This window comes from Sphaerotilus sp. (assembly GCF_031429695.1).
Lineage (GTDB): Bacteria > Pseudomonadota > Gammaproteobacteria > Burkholderiales > Burkholderiaceae_C > Sphaerotilus.
Genome location: NZ_JANPAB010000105.1, coordinates 1 through 14,426, shown reverse-complemented (window position 1 = coordinate 14,426; position 14,426 = coordinate 1). Strand labels below are relative to the sequence as shown.

The following is a 14,426-nucleotide window of genomic DNA, read 5'->3' as shown; positions in this document are numbered from 1 at the left end:
GGCGATGGCGAGCCTGCTGCGGCACCGTCTGGTGCTGGCGTCCAACAACGCCAAGAAGCTGAAGGAACTCGGTGCACTGCTGCAGCCGGTGTCGGTCGAGCTGGTCACGCAAGGCTCGCTCGGCATCCCGGAAGCCGAAGAGCCGCACCACACCTTCATCGAAAACGCGCTCGCCAAGGCACGCCACGCCGCGGCCGCCAGCGGCCTGCCGGCGATTTCGGACGACTCGGGGCTGTGTGTGGACGCACTGGGCGGCGCGCCGGGTGTGCAGTCGGCCCATTTCGCCACGGTCGATTTCCCCGCCGGCCTCGACCGCGAAGCGCGGCGTGCGCTGCAGGACGAATCGAACAACCGCAAGCTGCTGGCCGCGCTCGACGGCGCCGCCACCCGCCGCGCCCGCTTCGTCTGCGCGCTGGTGGCCGTGCGCTCGGCGGACGATCCCGAGCCGCTGATCGCCTTCGGGCGCTGGGAGGGCGAGATCCTGGCCGAGCGGCGCGGCGCGGGTGGCTTCGGCTACGACCCGCTGATGTTCATCGCGGCGCAGGGACTGACCGCCGCCGAGATGCCCGCCGAGGTCAAGAACGCGCAGAGCCACCGCGCGCTGGCCTGTGTGCAGATGCTGACGCTGCTGCGCGGGGTGTGGCAGCTTGGCTGAATTCATCCCGATCCAGCCGGCCCAGGCCGCCGCGGACACCTCGGTCGCCGCCAATGGCGCCGACGTGGTGGCGCGCTACCTGCGCCCCGGCATGCTGCAGCTCGGCGCACCGCCGCCGCTGGGGCTGTACATCCACCTGCCGTGGTGCCTGCGCAAGTGCCCGTACTGTGACTTCAACTCGCACGAGGCCGCCAGCGGCGGGCATCCGGAAGCGGCGTATCTGGACGCCCTGCGCGCCGACCTGGAGGCCGCACTGCCGCTGGTCTGGGGCCGCAGCGTGCAGTCGATCTTCATCGGCGGCGGCACGCCCAGCCTGTTCTCGCCCGAAGGCATCGAGCGGCTGCTGAGCGACGTGCGGGCGCTGATGCCGCTGGCACCGGGCTGCGAGGTGACGCTGGAGGCCAATCCCGGCACCTTCGAGCGCGAGCGCTTCCGCGCCTTCCGCCACGCCGGGGTGACGCGGCTGTCGATCGGCGTGCAGAGCTTCGACGACACGAAGCTGCAGGCACTCGGCCGCGTCCACAGCCGCGCGCAAGCGCTGGCCGCCGCCGAGGAAGCCGCGCAAGCCTTCGACACCTTCAACCTCGACCTGATGTACGCCCTGCCCGGCCAGACGCTCGCCGAGGCCGCCGAGGATCTGCGCACCGCACTGGCGCTGCAGCCGCCGCACCTGTCGGTCTACCACCTGACGATCGAGCCGAACACGCTGTTCGCCGTGCATCCGCCGGTCGTGCCGGACGACGATCTGGCCAGCGACATGCTCGACCAGATCGTGGACATGACGGGCGCGCAGGGGCTCTCGCGCTACGAGGTCTCGGCCTTCGCGCGGCCCGGCCACCGCTGCACGCACAACCTGAACTATTGGCAGTTCGGCGACTACCTGGGCATCGGTGCGGGTGCCCACACCAAGCTCAGCTTCCCGCACCGGGTCGTGCGGCAGGTGCGCTGGCGTGAGCCAGTGATGTACATGCAGAAGGCGCTGGCCGGGCAGGCCGTGTCGAACGACGAGGAGGTGGGCCGCAAGGCGCTGCCCTTCGAGTTCATGCTGAATGCGCTGCGGCTGAAGGACGGATTCGATCTGGGCCTGTTCCGGGACCGCACCGGGCTGCCGCTGTCGAGCATCGAGACGGCGCTGGCCCAGGCCGAGCAACGCGGCCTGCTGGCGCGCGACTGGGAACGCGCAGCCCCCACTCCGCGCGGCTTCGACTTCCTCAGCGATCTGCAGGGCTTGTTTCTGACCTGAGTCCCAGCAGCGCCATCACGCGCGGCCCGATCGCGTCGAGCGGCAGCACCTCCTGACACGCCCCGGCCCGGATCGCCTCGCGCGGCATGCCGAAGATGGCCGAGGTTGCCTCGTCCTGCGCCAGGTTGTAGGCGCCGGCCTCGCGCAGCAGGCGCATCGCGAGCGCGCCGTCGCCCCCCATGCCGGTGAGCATCACGCCGATCGCGCGCTCTCCGGCGACCTTGGCCACCGAACGGAACAGCACGTCCACACTGGGCCGGTGCCGCTGCACCAGTTCGCCGTCGGTCACCCGTGCGATGAACCCACCGCCTGCGGCCCGGTCGACCGCGAGGTGCTGCCCGCCCGGCGCGACATAAGCGTGGCCGGACTGCAACGGCTCGCCGTCGCGCGCTTCGCTGACCGCCAGCGGGCCGAGGCCATTCAGCCGCGCCGCATAGCGGGCCGAAAACCCGGCCGGCATGTGCTGCACGATCAGCACAGGCGGTGCCGCGGGCGACAGGCGAGCGAGCAGGCGCGGCGTGGCTTCCGTGCCGCCCGTCGACGCACCGATGGCGATGAGGCGCCCGCTGGTGGAGGCCAGGGACACGGGAGCTTCGGTCATCCAGCCCGTTCGGCGCCCCTGGCGGGTACGAGCGGCCTCGCGCAGACGCACCACCACGCGCTGCTCGAAGGCCTCGATGGCACCCGGTGTGCCTGGCAGCGGCTTGTCGATGAACGCCACCGCGCCCAGCGCCGCAGCGCGCAGCACGGTCGTCTGGTGCTGGCGGGTCGGCGCAGCGATCACCACCACCGGCGTCGGTCGCAACCGCATCAACCGTTCCAGAAAGTCCAGCCCGTCCATGCCTGGCATGACCATGTCGAGCGTGACCACATCCGGATCGAGCCCTCGGATCATCTCGCGCGCCTGCAGCGCATCCGCCGCCTCGCCGACGCAGACCATGTCGTGCTGTCGAGCCAGGATGGCGCAGAGCATCGCCCGCGCCGTCGCGGAATCGTCGACCACCAGCACCCGCAGCGGGGCGCCGCCGGTCGAGGCGAAGGAAGACCGCAGGCTCTGGTTTGGCATCACGGCAGATCCGCGAAGGTCGTTGCAGCAGCGCCACCGGCCTTGCGGCGTGCTTCGCGCTCCTGCGCGAGCACGAGGCCGTGCTGGGTCGGTGGCAACCGGCGCACCATCACGCGGCCAGTCTGGGGGAAGAAGCAGACCTTGCGCGGGCTGCTGCCGAGCACGTCCTTGGAGATCAGCGTGATCTCGTGCTTGCGCAGATAGTCGAGCACGAAGTGCGTGTTGCGCTCGCCCACATGCAGCGAGCCCGGCCCCTGGATCATCGCGGCGCCGCCGAAGACCTTGGCGTCCAGCGTCTTGCGGGTCGCACCGTGCTTGACCAGGGCGTTGACCAGCCGCTCCATGGCCTCGATGCCGTAGCGGCCGGCATCCGGAGCCGAGCCCGATCCACCGGGCAACATGAAGTGGTTCATGCCGCCGATCTGCGCCTGGCGGTCCCAGAGGCAGGCGGCGATGCACGAGCCCAGCGTGGTCGTGATGACGATGTCCTCGCCATGCACGAAGAATTCGCCCGGCATGATGCGGACCGCGTCAGCGTTGAACACCACCTCGCGGTAGAAGAAATTCGCCTGCCCGTCGGCTCTTGGCAACGCGCGCAGCCGCTCCAGACGACCGGGCACCACCCGGGCCAGGACGGGTTCGACACGCGGGTTGTCAGCGGATGGAGGAGGAGGACGCAGGTGGGGCAAGGACAGCTCGCAATGCAATTCAAGGCCACTGTGCGGTCCGCATCGACCACCCCTTACACGAAGAAGCCCGCCCAACACCGGTCATCTTCCACTCAAGTCCGGGGGGTCATGCCGTAGACTTCAAATAGCGTGCTTTGGAGCACCTTTTTCGGGTTTCGGCCACATCAACGCCGAAATGCCCCTGCTCCAGACCTTTGTTCCAGCCGTTGTCATCCACACCCTCCATGGCCCAGATGCCTCCTCCTGCCGGTGAAGCGACCATGGTCACGGTCGGCGGGCACACATTGCAAGTGGGCCTCGCGCTGCAATTGCTGGAGCGCGCCGGCCAGCACGACTGGATGGCCAGGCTCGATCCCGGTTCACCCGCGTGGATGCAAGCACTGATCGATGGCCTGTGCACGCTCTCCAGCCGCGATCCGCTGACAGGGCTGTTCAACCGCCGCCAGTTCGAGGCCAGCCTGGACAGCGAGATCGACCGTGTGGCCCGCATCGGGGAGTCCGCGCTGCTGCTGCTGCTCGACATCGACCACTACAAGCGCGTCAACGACACCTACGGTCACGCCGCGGGCGACCAGGTGATCCGCCACATCGGGCAGGCATTGCAAGACAGCGTGCGGCCGATGGACACCGTCGCGCGGCTGGGCGGCGAGGAATTTGGTGCCGTGCTGCCCAACTGCCCCGCCAGTTTCGGCCAGACGGTGGCTGACCGGGTACGCCAGGCGATCGAGGCAACGGTCGTCGTCACCGCGCCGGGCCAGCACATCACCGTCACCGTGAGCGTCGGCGGTGCGTTCGCCCCGCAGTGGGTGCGCTCGTCATCGCACCTGTGGATGGAGCGGGCCGACCAGCAGCTCTACCGCGCCAAGGCCGCCGGCCGCAACTGCATCTGCCTGGAGTCGCAGCCCCGCTCCGAGGTGGGCCATGCGGAGCGGGACATGCTCTTCAGCGCGGTGTCGGCCTTCGTGCCGGATGCGATGGATTCGGCGATGGACTCGCCCCCGTGAGCGGCGGCCACCGCGACGACTGGGCTACAGTCCGAACGATGAACCCCGAGACTCCCGACCAGCCCGCAACACCCTACGCATGGGTCGGCGGTGACGCCCGCGTGCGCGAACTCGTCGACCGCTTCTACGACCTGATGGACCTGGAGCCCGGCTACCGCGCGCTCCGTGCCGCCCACGGCACCACGCTCGCCGAGGCCCGCGACAAGCTCTACTGGTTCCTCAGCGGCTGGCTGGGCGGGCCGCAGCACTACACCGAGCGGTTCGGCCACCCGCGCCTGCGGATGCGGCACATGCCGTTCTCGATCGGCGTGCAGGAGCGGGACCAGTGGGTCGCCTGCATGCACCAGGCGATGACCGAGCTGGCACTGGATCCAGTGCTGGTCCAGCGGCTGACCGAGAGTTTCTTCGGCACGGCGGACTGGATGCGCAACCGCTGACCTGCGGCACCCAGCGCGTCAGCGCAGCCGCCCGTCCGGCCGGCGCGCCGACGCCAGCAGCACGATCAGCGCCCCCGCCCCGCCATCCGGTCCCCGCGCCTGCGTGAAGGCGAGCACCTCCTGGCGCTGCACCAGCCAGCTGCGCACCTTGCCCTTGAGCACCGGCTGCCGGCCTGGTGAACCCAGGCCCTTGCCATGCACGACGCGCACGCAACGCCAGCCGCGCTTGCCCGCACTGTTCAGGAACAGCGCCAGCGCATCGCGCGCGGCATCACGGTTCAGGCCGTGCAGGTCGATCTGGCCCTGCAGCGACCAGCGGCCCAGCCGCAGGTGTTTCAGCACATCGTCCCCGATGCCGGACTGGCGGTAGGAGAGCTGGTCATCGGTCTCCATCAGCGAAGCCGCATCGAAGTCGTCCGACAGCGACACGCGCAGCACCTCGGCGTCGTCGAGGGCCCGCTGGAACGGCTCGGGCAAGGGACGCGGGCGGGGGATGTCGGCACGGTCGCTTGGCCGCAGCGGCGTCACGTCGCCGACGGTCCAGGTGAACAGCTCGCGCTCGCGTCGCCGCGCCGCCTCCACCGCCGCACGGCGCGCCGCGGCCTCCTCGGCACGCTGGCGCTGCTCACGCAAGACCCGCTGGATGGCGCGCAGCTCCGACAGCGCATGCGCCTTCACAGCAAGCCCCGCTCCGCAAACGACACCACCGGCCCGCGCCCGATGACCATGTGGTCGAGCACCCGCACATCCACCATCGCCAGCGCCGACTTCAGGCTCTGCGTCAGGAACTCGTCGGCGCGCGACGGCTCCGCGACGCCGGACGGGTGGTTGTGCGCCAGGATCACGGCCGCCGCGTTCAGCGCCAGCGCCCGCTTGAGGACTTCGCGCGGGTAGACGCTGGTCTGCGTCAGCGTGCCGCGGAACATAGGCTCGTACGCGATCAGCCGATGCTGCGCGTCGAGGAAGAGCACGGCGAAGACCTCGTGTCCCAGCTCGCCGAGCTGCAGCTTCAGGTAATCGCGCACCGCCTGGGGCGAGTCGAACACCGGCCGCTGCGTCAGCTCCATCGCCAGCGCCCGCCGTGCCAGCTCCAGCACGGCCTGCAGCTCGGCCCGTTTGGCGGGGCCGATCCCCTTCACCGCCTTGAGGGCCTCCCCCTCGGCGCGCAGCAAACCCCCGAGGCCGCCGAACTTCGCCAGCACCTGCGTGGCCATCTGCAGCACGCCCGTGCCCTGGATGCCCGTGCGCAGCAGCAGCGCCAGCAGCTCGGCATCCGCCAGCGCGGCCGGGCCTTGGGCCAGCAGCTTTTCGCGGGGACGCATCGCAACGGGAAGGTCTTTCATCGGGGGCACCTAAAATCAGGGTCAGTCTACCCAGAACTGGCCGCGGCCCGCCCCCGCATCCCCCATTTCCGCCCGTCTCTCCCCCATCGCCGTCTTCAGCGCTTTCGTCCACTTTTTTCACTTTCTACCAGGATCACCGCCGTGCCACAGGTCCAACCGGGTTCATTCCTGACGCTGCATTACCGCCTCGCCGGCCCCGACGGCGGCGACATCGTCAACACCTTCAACGACAAGCCCGCCACGCTCTCGCTCGGCGCCGGGGAACTCGCGCCCGCCATCGAGTCGCGCCTGCTCGGCCTGGAAGAAGGCACGCGCACGACGATTGCGCTCGAACCCGGCGAAGCCTTCGGGCCGCGCAGTCCGGACATGGTGCAGAAGCTCAAGCTCGCCATCCTGCGCGAGATGGGCGACCCGCACGAGCAGTACAGCGTCGGTGACGTGGTGCAGTTCCCGACGCCGGACGGGCGCGGCTCGTTTGCCGGCGTGCTGCGCGAACTCGGGCCGGCCGACGCGGACTGGGCCATATTCGATTTCAACCACCCGCTGGCGGGCCAACCGCTGACCTTCGAAGTGCAACTGATCGGAGTGCTGTGATGACCGCGATTCGCCAAGAGTCCCTGCAAGGCGCTGTCCAAGGTGATGTCATGGAAGTCGTGCTGGCCCAGCCACGCGGCTTCTGCGCCGGCGTGGACCGCGCCATCGAGATCGTCGAGCGTGCGCTGGCAAAGTTCGGTGCGCCGATCTATGTGCGCCACGAGATCGTTCACAACACCTACGTCGTCAACGACCTGAAGACCAAGGGCGCGATCTTCATCGAAGAGCTGTCGGACGTGCCGCCCGGTGCGACGCTGGTGTTCAGCGCCCATGGCGTCAGCCAGGCCGTGCGCACCGAGGCCCGCGAGCGCGGCTTCGAGGTGTTCGACGCGACCTGCCCGCTGGTGACCAAGGTCCATGTGGAAGTCGCCAAGCTGCGCCGCGAAGGCTACGACTTCATCATGATCGGCCACAAGGGACACCCGGAAGTCGAGGGCACGATGGGCCAGCTCACCGAGGGCATCCACCTCGTCGAGGACGTGGCCGATGTGGCGGGCGTGCAGGTACCGGATGAAAGCCGCATCGCCGTCGTCACGCAGACGACGCTGAGCGTGGACGACGCCGCCGAGATCCTGCGCGCCGTGAAGCAGCGTTTCCCGCTGGTGCGCGAGCCGAAGAAGCAGGACATCTGCTATGCCACCCAGAACCGCCAGGATGCCGTCAAGGTGCTGTCGGGCGAGGTGGACATCGTCATCGTCGTCGGCAGCCCGACCAGCTCCAACAGCAACCGCCTGCGCGAGGTCGCCGAGCGCCTGAGCACGGCGTCCTACATGGTGGACAGCGCCGACGAGATCCAGGCCGAGTGGTTCGAGGGCCGTCCGCGCGTGGGCCTGACCGCTGGCGCCTCCGCCCCCGAGCTGCTGGTCGATGCGGTCATCGCCCGGCTGAAGGAGCTGGGCGCGCTGAGCGTGCGCAAGATGCCGGGCGTCGAGGAGCACATCGAATTCCCGCTGCCCAAAGGACTGGGCGACAAGGCGATGGCCGAAGCCGGTGTCACTGCCGCGCCGCGCCCCCACTGAACACTGCAACACGAGACTTCCCATGCTGGACATCACCCTGCTGCGCCGAGACCTCGATGGCGTCCTCGCCCGCCTGGCCACGCGCAAGAACCCGCAAGCCTTCCTCGATGCCGACGCCTTCCGCACGCTGGAAGCCGAGCGCAAGACCCTGCAGATCCGCACCGAAGAACTGCAGTCGCGCCGCAACCAGCTCAGCAAGCAGATCGGCGGTCTGAAAGCCAAGGGCCAGGACACCACCGCCGTGATGGCCGAAGTGGGCGGCATCGGCGACGAGATGAAGGCCGGCGCCGAGCGGCTCACGCAGATCCAGGCCGCGCTGGACGCGATGCTGCTGCACGTGCCGAACCTGCCCGCCGCCGATGTGCCGGTCGGGGCGGACGAACACGCCAACGTCGAGGTGCGCCGCTGGGGCACGCCGCGCAGCTTCGACTTCCCGGTGAAGGACCACGTCGATCTGGGCGCACCGCTGGGGCTGGATTTCGAGACGGGCGCCAAGTTGTCGGGTTCACGCTTCACGTTCATGCGAGGCGCTGCCGCCCGGCTGCACCGCGCCTTGGCGCAGTTCATGCTCGATGTCCAGACCACCGAACACGGCTACACCGAGTGCTACACGCCCTACCTCGTGCAGGCCAAGGCGCTGCAGGGCACCGGCCAGTTGCCCAAGTTCGAGCAGGATCTGTTTCACGTCACGTCCGGCGATGGCGACGCCGCGGGCAGCAAGTGGTACCTGATCCCGACCTCGGAGGTCACGCTGACCAACGCGGTGGCCGACACGGTGCTGCCGATCGACCAGCTCCCGATCAAGCTCACGGCGCACAGCCCATGTTTCCGCTCGGAAGCGGGTTCGGCCGGCCGTGACACGCGCGGCCTGATCCGCCAGCACCAGTTCGACAAGGTCGAGATGGTGCAGATCGTCCACCCCGAGCACAGCGAAGGCGCGCTCGGCGAGATGGTCGGCCATGCCGAGGCGATCCTGCAGAAGCTGGGGCTGCCGTACCGCGTGCTGCTGCTGTCCACGGGCGACATGGGGTTCGGCGCGGCCAAGACGTTCGACCTCGAAGTCTGGGTGCCGGCGCAGGGCACGTTCCGCGAGATCAGCTCGTGCTCGAACTGCGAAGCCTTCCAGGCGCGGCGCATGCAGACGCGCTTCAAGAACGCGCAGGGCAAGAACGAATTCGTCCACACGCTGAATGGCTCGGGGCTGGCGGTGGGCCGCACGCTGGTGGCGGTGCTGGAGAACTGCCAGAACGCCGACGGCAGCGTCACGGTGCCGGAAGTGCTGCGGCCGTACATGGGTGGCGTCGAGGTGTTGCGGCCCGCTTGCTGAACTTGCAGAAAGTTCGCTATACTTGCGGTCTTGCCTGAATTGACCCAGGCAGCCCCTTACAGGAAGGGTGGCAGAGTGGTCGATTGTACTTGACTCGAAATCAAGCGTACGGAAACGTACCGAGGGTTCGAATCCCTCCCCTTCCGCCAACAAGAAAACGCCCGCCACAAGCGGGCGTTTTTCTTTTTACACCATCAATACCCGAGGAAATCCACCTCGAACACCAGCGTCGCATTCGGCGGAATCACGCCGCCCGCGCCGCGCGCGCCATAGCCCAGGTTCGGCGGGATCAGCAGGACGCGGGTGCCGCCAACCAGCATGCCTTGCACGCCTTCGTCCCAGCCACCGATGACCATGCCCGCGCCGAGCGCGAAGCGGAAGGGCTGGCCGCGGTCCTTGCTGGAGTCGAACTTGCGGCCGCGGCCGTCCGGGGCGCTGGCGTCGTGCAGCCAGCCGGTGTAGTGAACGCTGACCTGGCGGCCGGCGACGGCGGTTTCACCGGTGCCGACGACCGTGTCTTCGTACTGCAGACCCGAGGGGGTGGAAATCATGTGAAAACCTTTTCAAGGGGGGAACAACGTGAACGGCCGCGATCATGCCACCAGTCCAGACCGCCCCAGACGCGCTTTCCATCCCGACAGCGCCGCTTGCAGCGCTGCATGGACATCTGGACACCCAGGTACCGACAGGCCCAGCACCGAGGCCGCTGCCCGCACGACTTCGACCGGCTGATCCACCGCCACCGCAGGCGCCCCGGTCTGCTTGGAGAGTTTTTCCCCATGCCCGTCCAGCAACAGCGGCGTGTGGCGGTAGCGCGGGGTTGGCAGGCCCAGGCAGCGCTGCAGCCAGATCTGACGCGGCGTGTTGTCGGCCAGATCCTCGCCGCGCACGACGTGGGTGACGCCCTGCAGCGCGTCATCGACCACCACCGCGAGCTGGTAGGCCCACAGCCCGTCCGCCCGACGCAGCACGAAATCGCCAACCTCGCGGGTGACGTTCTGGTGCTGCGGACCGCGCTGGTCGTCGGTCCAGCCGATCACCACGTCGCTGCCATCAGGCGCCACGGTCAGCAGCCGCACCGCCCTCGCCTCGGCCCACGCCACCGGCTGCGCACCACCGGGGCGGCAGGTGCCGGGGTAGACGAGTTCGCCGTGGCGCGTGCGGTCGTGGCCAGCGGCGGCCTGCGCCAGCGCGATCTCGCGGCGCGTGCAGCGGCAGCCGTAGGCAAGACCAGCGGTGTGCAGCGTATCCAGCGCCTGGGCGTACAACGCAGCACGGCGCGACTGCAGCACCGGCACCTCATCCGGCACCAGCCCGCAAGTCGCCAACTGGCGCAGGATCTCGGCCTCCACGCCGGGGACGCAGCGCGGCGTGTCCACGTCCTCGATGCGCACCAGCCAGCGCCCACCGTGCGCCCGCGCATCAAGCCACGAGGCCAGCGCGGCGACCAACGAGCCGGCGTGCAGCGGCCCGGTCGGCGACGGAGCAAAACGCCCGACGTAGCACCCCGCACCGGGCGCGGCAGGCACGGCGCTCAAAGGATCAGACCGGCGTGCTGCTCCAGCAACGCACGGCGGGTGACAGGGCTTTCCAGTTGCTGCAGCCACCAGCCCAGCGCGCGGCCGATCCCTGGTCCGCCCCGCCACGCATAGTGCAGCTCGACCTGCGCTGCCGGTTCCTCGGTGCGCTTGACCACCAGCCGCCCGGCCGCTACATGCGCCCGCAGCAGCGGCTCGGGCAGCCGGCCGCAGCCCAGACCGCGGATCTGCGCCTCCAGCTTGGCCACCAGCGAGGGCACGGTCAGCACGTCCTGCCCGGGCTGGATGCCGTAGGTGCGGCGGTCCGTGCGCTGCGCAGTGTCGGCCATCGCGACGATGCGGTACTGCGCGACGGTCTGCATCGACAGCGGCTCGGGCAGCGCCGCCAGCGGATGGTGCGGTGCGACGGCCAGCAGCATTTCCAGCGTGCCCAGCGTGGCGCTCTGCAGGCCTTGGGGCAAGCTGTTCGACCCGGCCAGTCCGATGGCCAGATCGACCTGCCCGGACGTGAGCGCCTCGACCGTTCCCGCCATCACTTCGTTGCGCAGCTTCAGCCGCGTCGGCAGCGGGCCTGCATCGGGCGACTCCGTGCAGCGCAGCGCATAGAAGGCCTCGATCAGGTCAAAGATCGCCCGAGGCGCCACGATGTTGTCCACCGCGATCGCCAGCGTCGTCTCCCAGCCGGTGGCCACGCGCTGCACGCGGTTGGCCACGGCGTCCATCTGCGCGAGCAGGCGGCGGCCCTCGTGCAGCAGCTCGGCGCCGGCGGCGGTGAGCTGCGCCTGGCGCGAGCTGCGGTCGAACAGCAGCACGTCCAGCGCCTCCTCCAGCTGCCGCACGCTGTAGGTCAGCGCCGAAGGCACCTTGCCGAGTTCACGCGCCGCCGCGGCAAAGCTGCCGGTGCGGGCGATGGTGTCCATCATCTCCAGGGCTTCAGGGGTCAGGGCGTGGCGGCGGTCGGTCATCGGCAGCGGGGCGCACAGGCGCTCGGGTTCAAGTCTTTTGAATGATGCCATCACGGCACCAGCGCCTCGGCCAAACCCCCGGCGCGCATCATGGACACCCCGACGACAAGGTTCCACCGCCATGATCACCCTGCGCCCCTCCCTCGCCCGCGGCCACGCCCAGCACGGCTGGCTCGACAGCTTCCACAGCTTCTCCTTCGCCGACTACCACGACCCGGCGCACATGGGCTGGGGCAACCTGCGGGTCATCAACGACGACCGCATCGCCGCGCACACCGGCTTCGGCATGCACGGCCACCGCGACATGGAGATCGTCACCTACCTGCTGGCGGGCGAGCTGGAGCACAAGGACAGCATGGGCAACGGCGAAACCATCCGCACGGGGGAGGTCCAGCGCATGAGCGCCGGCACGGGCGTGCGCCACAGCGAGTTCAACCACAGCGGCGCGCAGACGCACCTGCTGCAGATCTGGCTGCTGCCCGCAGCCCGCGACCTGCCGCCGAGCTACGACCAGCAGGTCATCGCCGCAGCCGACAAGCGCGGGCGGCTGCATGCCGTGGCCGCGCCGGTCGGCGCTGACGACGCAGCCCAGGCCACGCTGCAGCTCAACGCCGACGCACGCTTGTGGGCCGGCCTGTTCGATGGCGACGAATCGGCGACGCTGGCACTCGACCCGGCCCGCAAGGCCTATGTCCACCTCGCCCGCGGCCGGCTCACGGTCAACGGCCACGCGCTGGTGGCGGGTGACGCGCTGCTGCTGGCGCAGGAGTCCGTGCTGACGGTCGGCCAGGGCGACGGCGCGGAAGTGCTGGTCTTCGACCTCGAAGCCTGAGCCGACGGACGCGCCGGGCGCGCTACAGTCGCGGCCATGGACTTTCTGCTGCGCGTGATCCGGGTGCTGCCGCTGGCCGATTGGCTGGCGCTGCTGGCGTTTTTCATCGGCTGGATCGGCTACGTCCGGTTCTCGAAGGCCCGCGCCCAGCGCCGTCCTTCCGTGCTGGCGAGCACCAACAGGATCCGTCTGGACTGGATGCACGAGGCCACGTTCCGCGACAACCGCATCGTGGACGCGGCCGTGTCGCAGAGCATGGCCTCCAGCCCGAGCTTCTTCGCCTCGACCACCATCTTCATCATCGGCGGCCTGATCGCCGCGATTGGCGCGTCCGAGAAGACCGCCGAGATGGTGCATGACCTGCCCTTTGCCACGCCGACCTCGACGCTGGTGCTGGACCTGAAGCTGCTGGTGCTGACGGGCATCTTCGTCCACGCCTTCTTCCGCTTCACCTGGTCGATGCGGCAGTACAGTTTCGGCGCGCTGCTGATCGGCGCAGCGCCGTCCTCCAAGGATTTCCACAGCGCGGCCGATCCCGATTTCCGCCGCCGCTACGCCGACCGCGCCGGCCGGGTGATGGCACTGGCAGCCGAAACCTTCAACGATGGGCTGCGCGCCGTGTACCTGAGCTTCGCGGCGGTGCTGTGGTTCCTGTCCCCGCTGGCCTTCGTGGTCGGCACGGTGGGGGTGATCGGCGTGCTGTATCGGCGGGAGTTCCACTCCGATGTGGTGGCCTTGCTGAACGAACCGGTCAGCGAACGGGCGTGAGCTGCGCGCCGAGCGCCTCGCGCTCGTCGAAGACGAAGCAGCCACCCTGCCAGCCGGGCGCACCGTCGGTGTCCTCGAAATACTTCAGGATGCCGCCGTCGAGCTGGTAGACGTGGTCCAGCCCGATGTCCTGCAGGTAGATCGCCGCCTTCTCGCAGCGGATGCCACCGGTGCAGAAGCTCACGATGGTCTTGCCGTCGAGCTGGTTGCGGTGGGCCTGCACGGCGTCAGGAAACTCGCTGAACTTGCCGATGCGCCAGTCGATCGCGCCGGTGAAGGTGCCGTGGTCGATCTCGAAGGCGTTGCGTGTATCGAGCGTGACGACCGGACGGCCGGCGTCGTCATGGCCCTGCACCAGCCAGCGGGCGAGCACCGCAGGCGACACGCTCGGCGCACGGCCGGCCTGGGGGCGGATGCTGGGGTGGTTCATGCGGATGATCTCGCGCTTGACCTTGACCTTCAGACGCTGGAAGGGGGTCGTCGCGCTCCAGCTTTCCTTGGGCACCAGGTCGGCGAAGCACGGATCGGCGCGCAGGTAGTCGACAAACGCACGCACACCCTCGGCAGGGCCGGCCAGGAAGAGGTTGATGCCCTCCTCGGCCAGCAGGATGGTGCCCTTGAGCTGATTCGCCGCAGCGTTGCCCTGCAATTGGGCGCGCAAGGCCTCTGGATCGGCCAGCGTGACGAATCGGTAGGTGGAGATGTTGAGGATGGGGGTGGCGGCAGGGGTGTTCACGGCGCCGATTGTAGGAAACCCAGCTCAACGTTCCTTGTCCGAGCGCATTTGCCAAGCAGCCACCTGCACCTCCAGGGGGTGGCCGCGCTGCAGGAGCACAGCAGCAGCCAGATCACCCATCTGGCGTGCGCCCTCGTCGGTGAAGTGAACGAAGTCCGCAAAATTGCGCCGCCCGCCCGGGATCCGGGCCGCCGCATCGATCAGCGGCAA

The 14,426-nt window shown here is 69.2% G+C and carries 18 protein-coding genes and 1 tRNA gene; 10 read left to right on the top strand and 9 right to left on the bottom strand.

The genetic code is table 11. From position 1 onward, the window contains the following. The first annotated feature begins 4 nt into the window (after positions 1-4). Together rdgB and hemW are read left to right on the top strand one after the other, a co-directional pair. Positions 5-655: an RdgB/HAM1 family non-canonical purine NTP pyrophosphatase gene (rdgB, locus tag RMP06_RS19470; RefSeq protein ID WP_310463451.1), complete on the top strand. Its 651-nt coding sequence runs from the start codon at positions 5-7 to the stop codon at positions 653-655. Beyond that, positions 648-1,898 carry a radical SAM family heme chaperone HemW gene (hemW, locus tag RMP06_RS19465; protein WP_409050210.1) on the top strand — a complete coding sequence of 417 codons (1,251 nt, stop codon included), beginning with the start codon at positions 648-650 and terminating at the stop codon, positions 1,896-1,898. Before rdgB ends, hemW begins: the two co-directional genes overlap by 8 nt. Here the strand turns inward: hemW and RMP06_RS19460 are convergent. Both RMP06_RS19460 and cheD read right to left on the bottom strand, forming a co-directional pair. Next, complete coding sequence (locus RMP06_RS19460; RefSeq protein WP_310463450.1) at positions 1,867-2,964, bottom strand: protein-glutamate methylesterase/protein-glutamine glutaminase; 1,098 nt, start codon at positions 2,962-2,964, stop codon at positions 1,867-1,869. The two genes, hemW and RMP06_RS19460, sit on opposite strands and share 32 nt — an antisense overlap. Next, a complete protein-coding gene (cheD, locus tag RMP06_RS19455; RefSeq protein ID WP_310463449.1) occupies positions 2,964-3,653 on the bottom strand; it encodes a chemoreceptor glutamine deamidase CheD in 690 nt (229 codons plus the stop codon). Before cheD ends, RMP06_RS19460 begins: the two co-directional genes overlap by 1 nt. 224 nt (positions 3,654-3,877) lie before the next feature. On the opposite strand from cheD, the gene RMP06_RS19450 reads away from it, so the two are divergent. Together RMP06_RS19450 and RMP06_RS19445 are read left to right on the top strand one after the other, a co-directional pair. Next, positions 3,878-4,657 (top strand): GGDEF domain-containing protein, encoded by a 780-nt coding sequence (locus RMP06_RS19450; RefSeq protein ID WP_310463448.1) that lies wholly within the window; start codon positions 3,878-3,880, stop codon positions 4,655-4,657. Between the two features lie 38 nt (positions 4,658-4,695). Next, the gene (locus RMP06_RS19445) at positions 4,696-5,094 is read left to right on the top strand and encodes a group II truncated hemoglobin (RefSeq protein ID WP_310463447.1); all 399 of its coding nucleotides are present in this window, start codon (positions 4,696-4,698) and stop codon (positions 5,092-5,094) included. Between the two features lie 18 nt (positions 5,095-5,112). Here RMP06_RS19445 and RMP06_RS19440 read toward each other — a convergent pair whose 3' ends face one another. Next, on the bottom strand, positions 5,113-5,772 hold the full coding sequence (locus RMP06_RS19440) for a Smr/MutS family protein (protein ID WP_310463446.1): 660 nt from the start codon (positions 5,770-5,772) through the stop codon (positions 5,113-5,115). After that, positions 5,769-6,437, bottom strand: coding sequence for a RadC family protein (gene radC, locus RMP06_RS19435; RefSeq protein ID WP_310463445.1), 669 nt, complete (start codon positions 6,435-6,437; stop codon positions 5,769-5,771). The genes RMP06_RS19440 and radC overlap by 4 nt, the downstream gene beginning before the upstream one ends. A gap of 141 nt (positions 6,438-6,578) precedes the next feature. On the opposite strand from radC, the gene RMP06_RS19430 reads away from it, so the two are divergent. From RMP06_RS19430 to RMP06_RS19415, 4 genes are all read left to right on the top strand, one after another. Next, on the top strand, positions 6,579-7,031 hold the full coding sequence (locus RMP06_RS19430) for an FKBP-type peptidyl-prolyl cis-trans isomerase (protein WP_310463444.1): 453 nt from the start codon (positions 6,579-6,581) through the stop codon (positions 7,029-7,031). Next, positions 7,031-8,050 carry a 4-hydroxy-3-methylbut-2-enyl diphosphate reductase gene (gene ispH / locus RMP06_RS19425; protein ID WP_310463443.1) on the top strand — a complete coding sequence of 340 codons (1,020 nt, stop codon included), beginning with the start codon at positions 7,031-7,033 and terminating at the stop codon, positions 8,048-8,050. Before RMP06_RS19430 ends, ispH begins: the two co-directional genes overlap by 1 nt. A 22-nt stretch (positions 8,051-8,072) precedes the next feature. Beyond that, positions 8,073-9,377 (top strand): serine--tRNA ligase, encoded by a 1,305-nt coding sequence (gene serS / locus RMP06_RS19420; protein ID WP_310463442.1) that lies wholly within the window; start codon positions 8,073-8,075, stop codon positions 9,375-9,377. A gap of 61 nt (positions 9,378-9,438) precedes the next feature. Continuing rightward, positions 9,439-9,526 (top strand) — tRNA-Ser (locus RMP06_RS19415). Between the two features lie 45 nt (positions 9,527-9,571). On the opposite strand, the gene RMP06_RS19410 is transcribed toward RMP06_RS19415, so the two are convergent. The 3 genes from RMP06_RS19410 to RMP06_RS19400 are packed head-to-tail and all read right to left on the bottom strand — an operon-like array spanning position 9,572 to position 11,880. Then, on the bottom strand, positions 9,572-9,928 hold the full coding sequence (locus tag RMP06_RS19410; protein ID WP_310463441.1) for an FKBP-type peptidyl-prolyl cis-trans isomerase: 357 nt from the start codon (positions 9,926-9,928) through the stop codon (positions 9,572-9,574). 42 nt (positions 9,929-9,970) lie between these two features. Beyond that, positions 9,971-10,906, bottom strand: a complete 936-nt coding sequence (gene gluQRS / locus RMP06_RS19405) for a tRNA glutamyl-Q(34) synthetase GluQRS (protein ID WP_409050209.1) — start codon at positions 10,904-10,906, stop codon at positions 9,971-9,973. A 5-nt stretch (positions 10,907-10,911) separates the two neighbouring features. Further along, positions 10,912-11,880 carry a LysR substrate-binding domain-containing protein gene (locus RMP06_RS19400; protein ID WP_310463485.1) on the bottom strand — a complete coding sequence of 323 codons (969 nt, stop codon included), beginning with the start codon at positions 11,878-11,880 and terminating at the stop codon, positions 10,912-10,914. 121 nt (positions 11,881-12,001) lie between these two features. Between RMP06_RS19400 and RMP06_RS19395 the strand changes: the two genes are divergently transcribed. Continuing rightward, positions 12,002-12,712, top strand: coding sequence for a pirin family protein (locus tag RMP06_RS19395; protein WP_310463439.1), 711 nt, complete (start codon positions 12,002-12,004; stop codon positions 12,710-12,712). Between the two features lie 36 nt (positions 12,713-12,748). Then, positions 12,749-13,480, top strand: a complete 732-nt coding sequence (locus RMP06_RS19390) for a DUF599 domain-containing protein (RefSeq protein ID WP_310463438.1) — start codon at positions 12,749-12,751, stop codon at positions 13,478-13,480. On the opposite strand, the gene RMP06_RS19385 is transcribed toward RMP06_RS19390, so the two are convergent. Then, positions 13,464-14,216 (bottom strand): sulfurtransferase, encoded by a 753-nt coding sequence (locus RMP06_RS19385; RefSeq protein WP_310463437.1) that lies wholly within the window; start codon positions 14,214-14,216, stop codon positions 13,464-13,466. The two genes, RMP06_RS19390 and RMP06_RS19385, sit on opposite strands and share 17 nt — an antisense overlap. A 24-nt stretch (positions 14,217-14,240) precedes the next feature. Then, positions 14,241-14,426, bottom strand: a 186-nt coding sequence (locus RMP06_RS19380) for a hypothetical protein (protein ID WP_310463436.1), incomplete at its 5' end; no start/stop codon positions are given.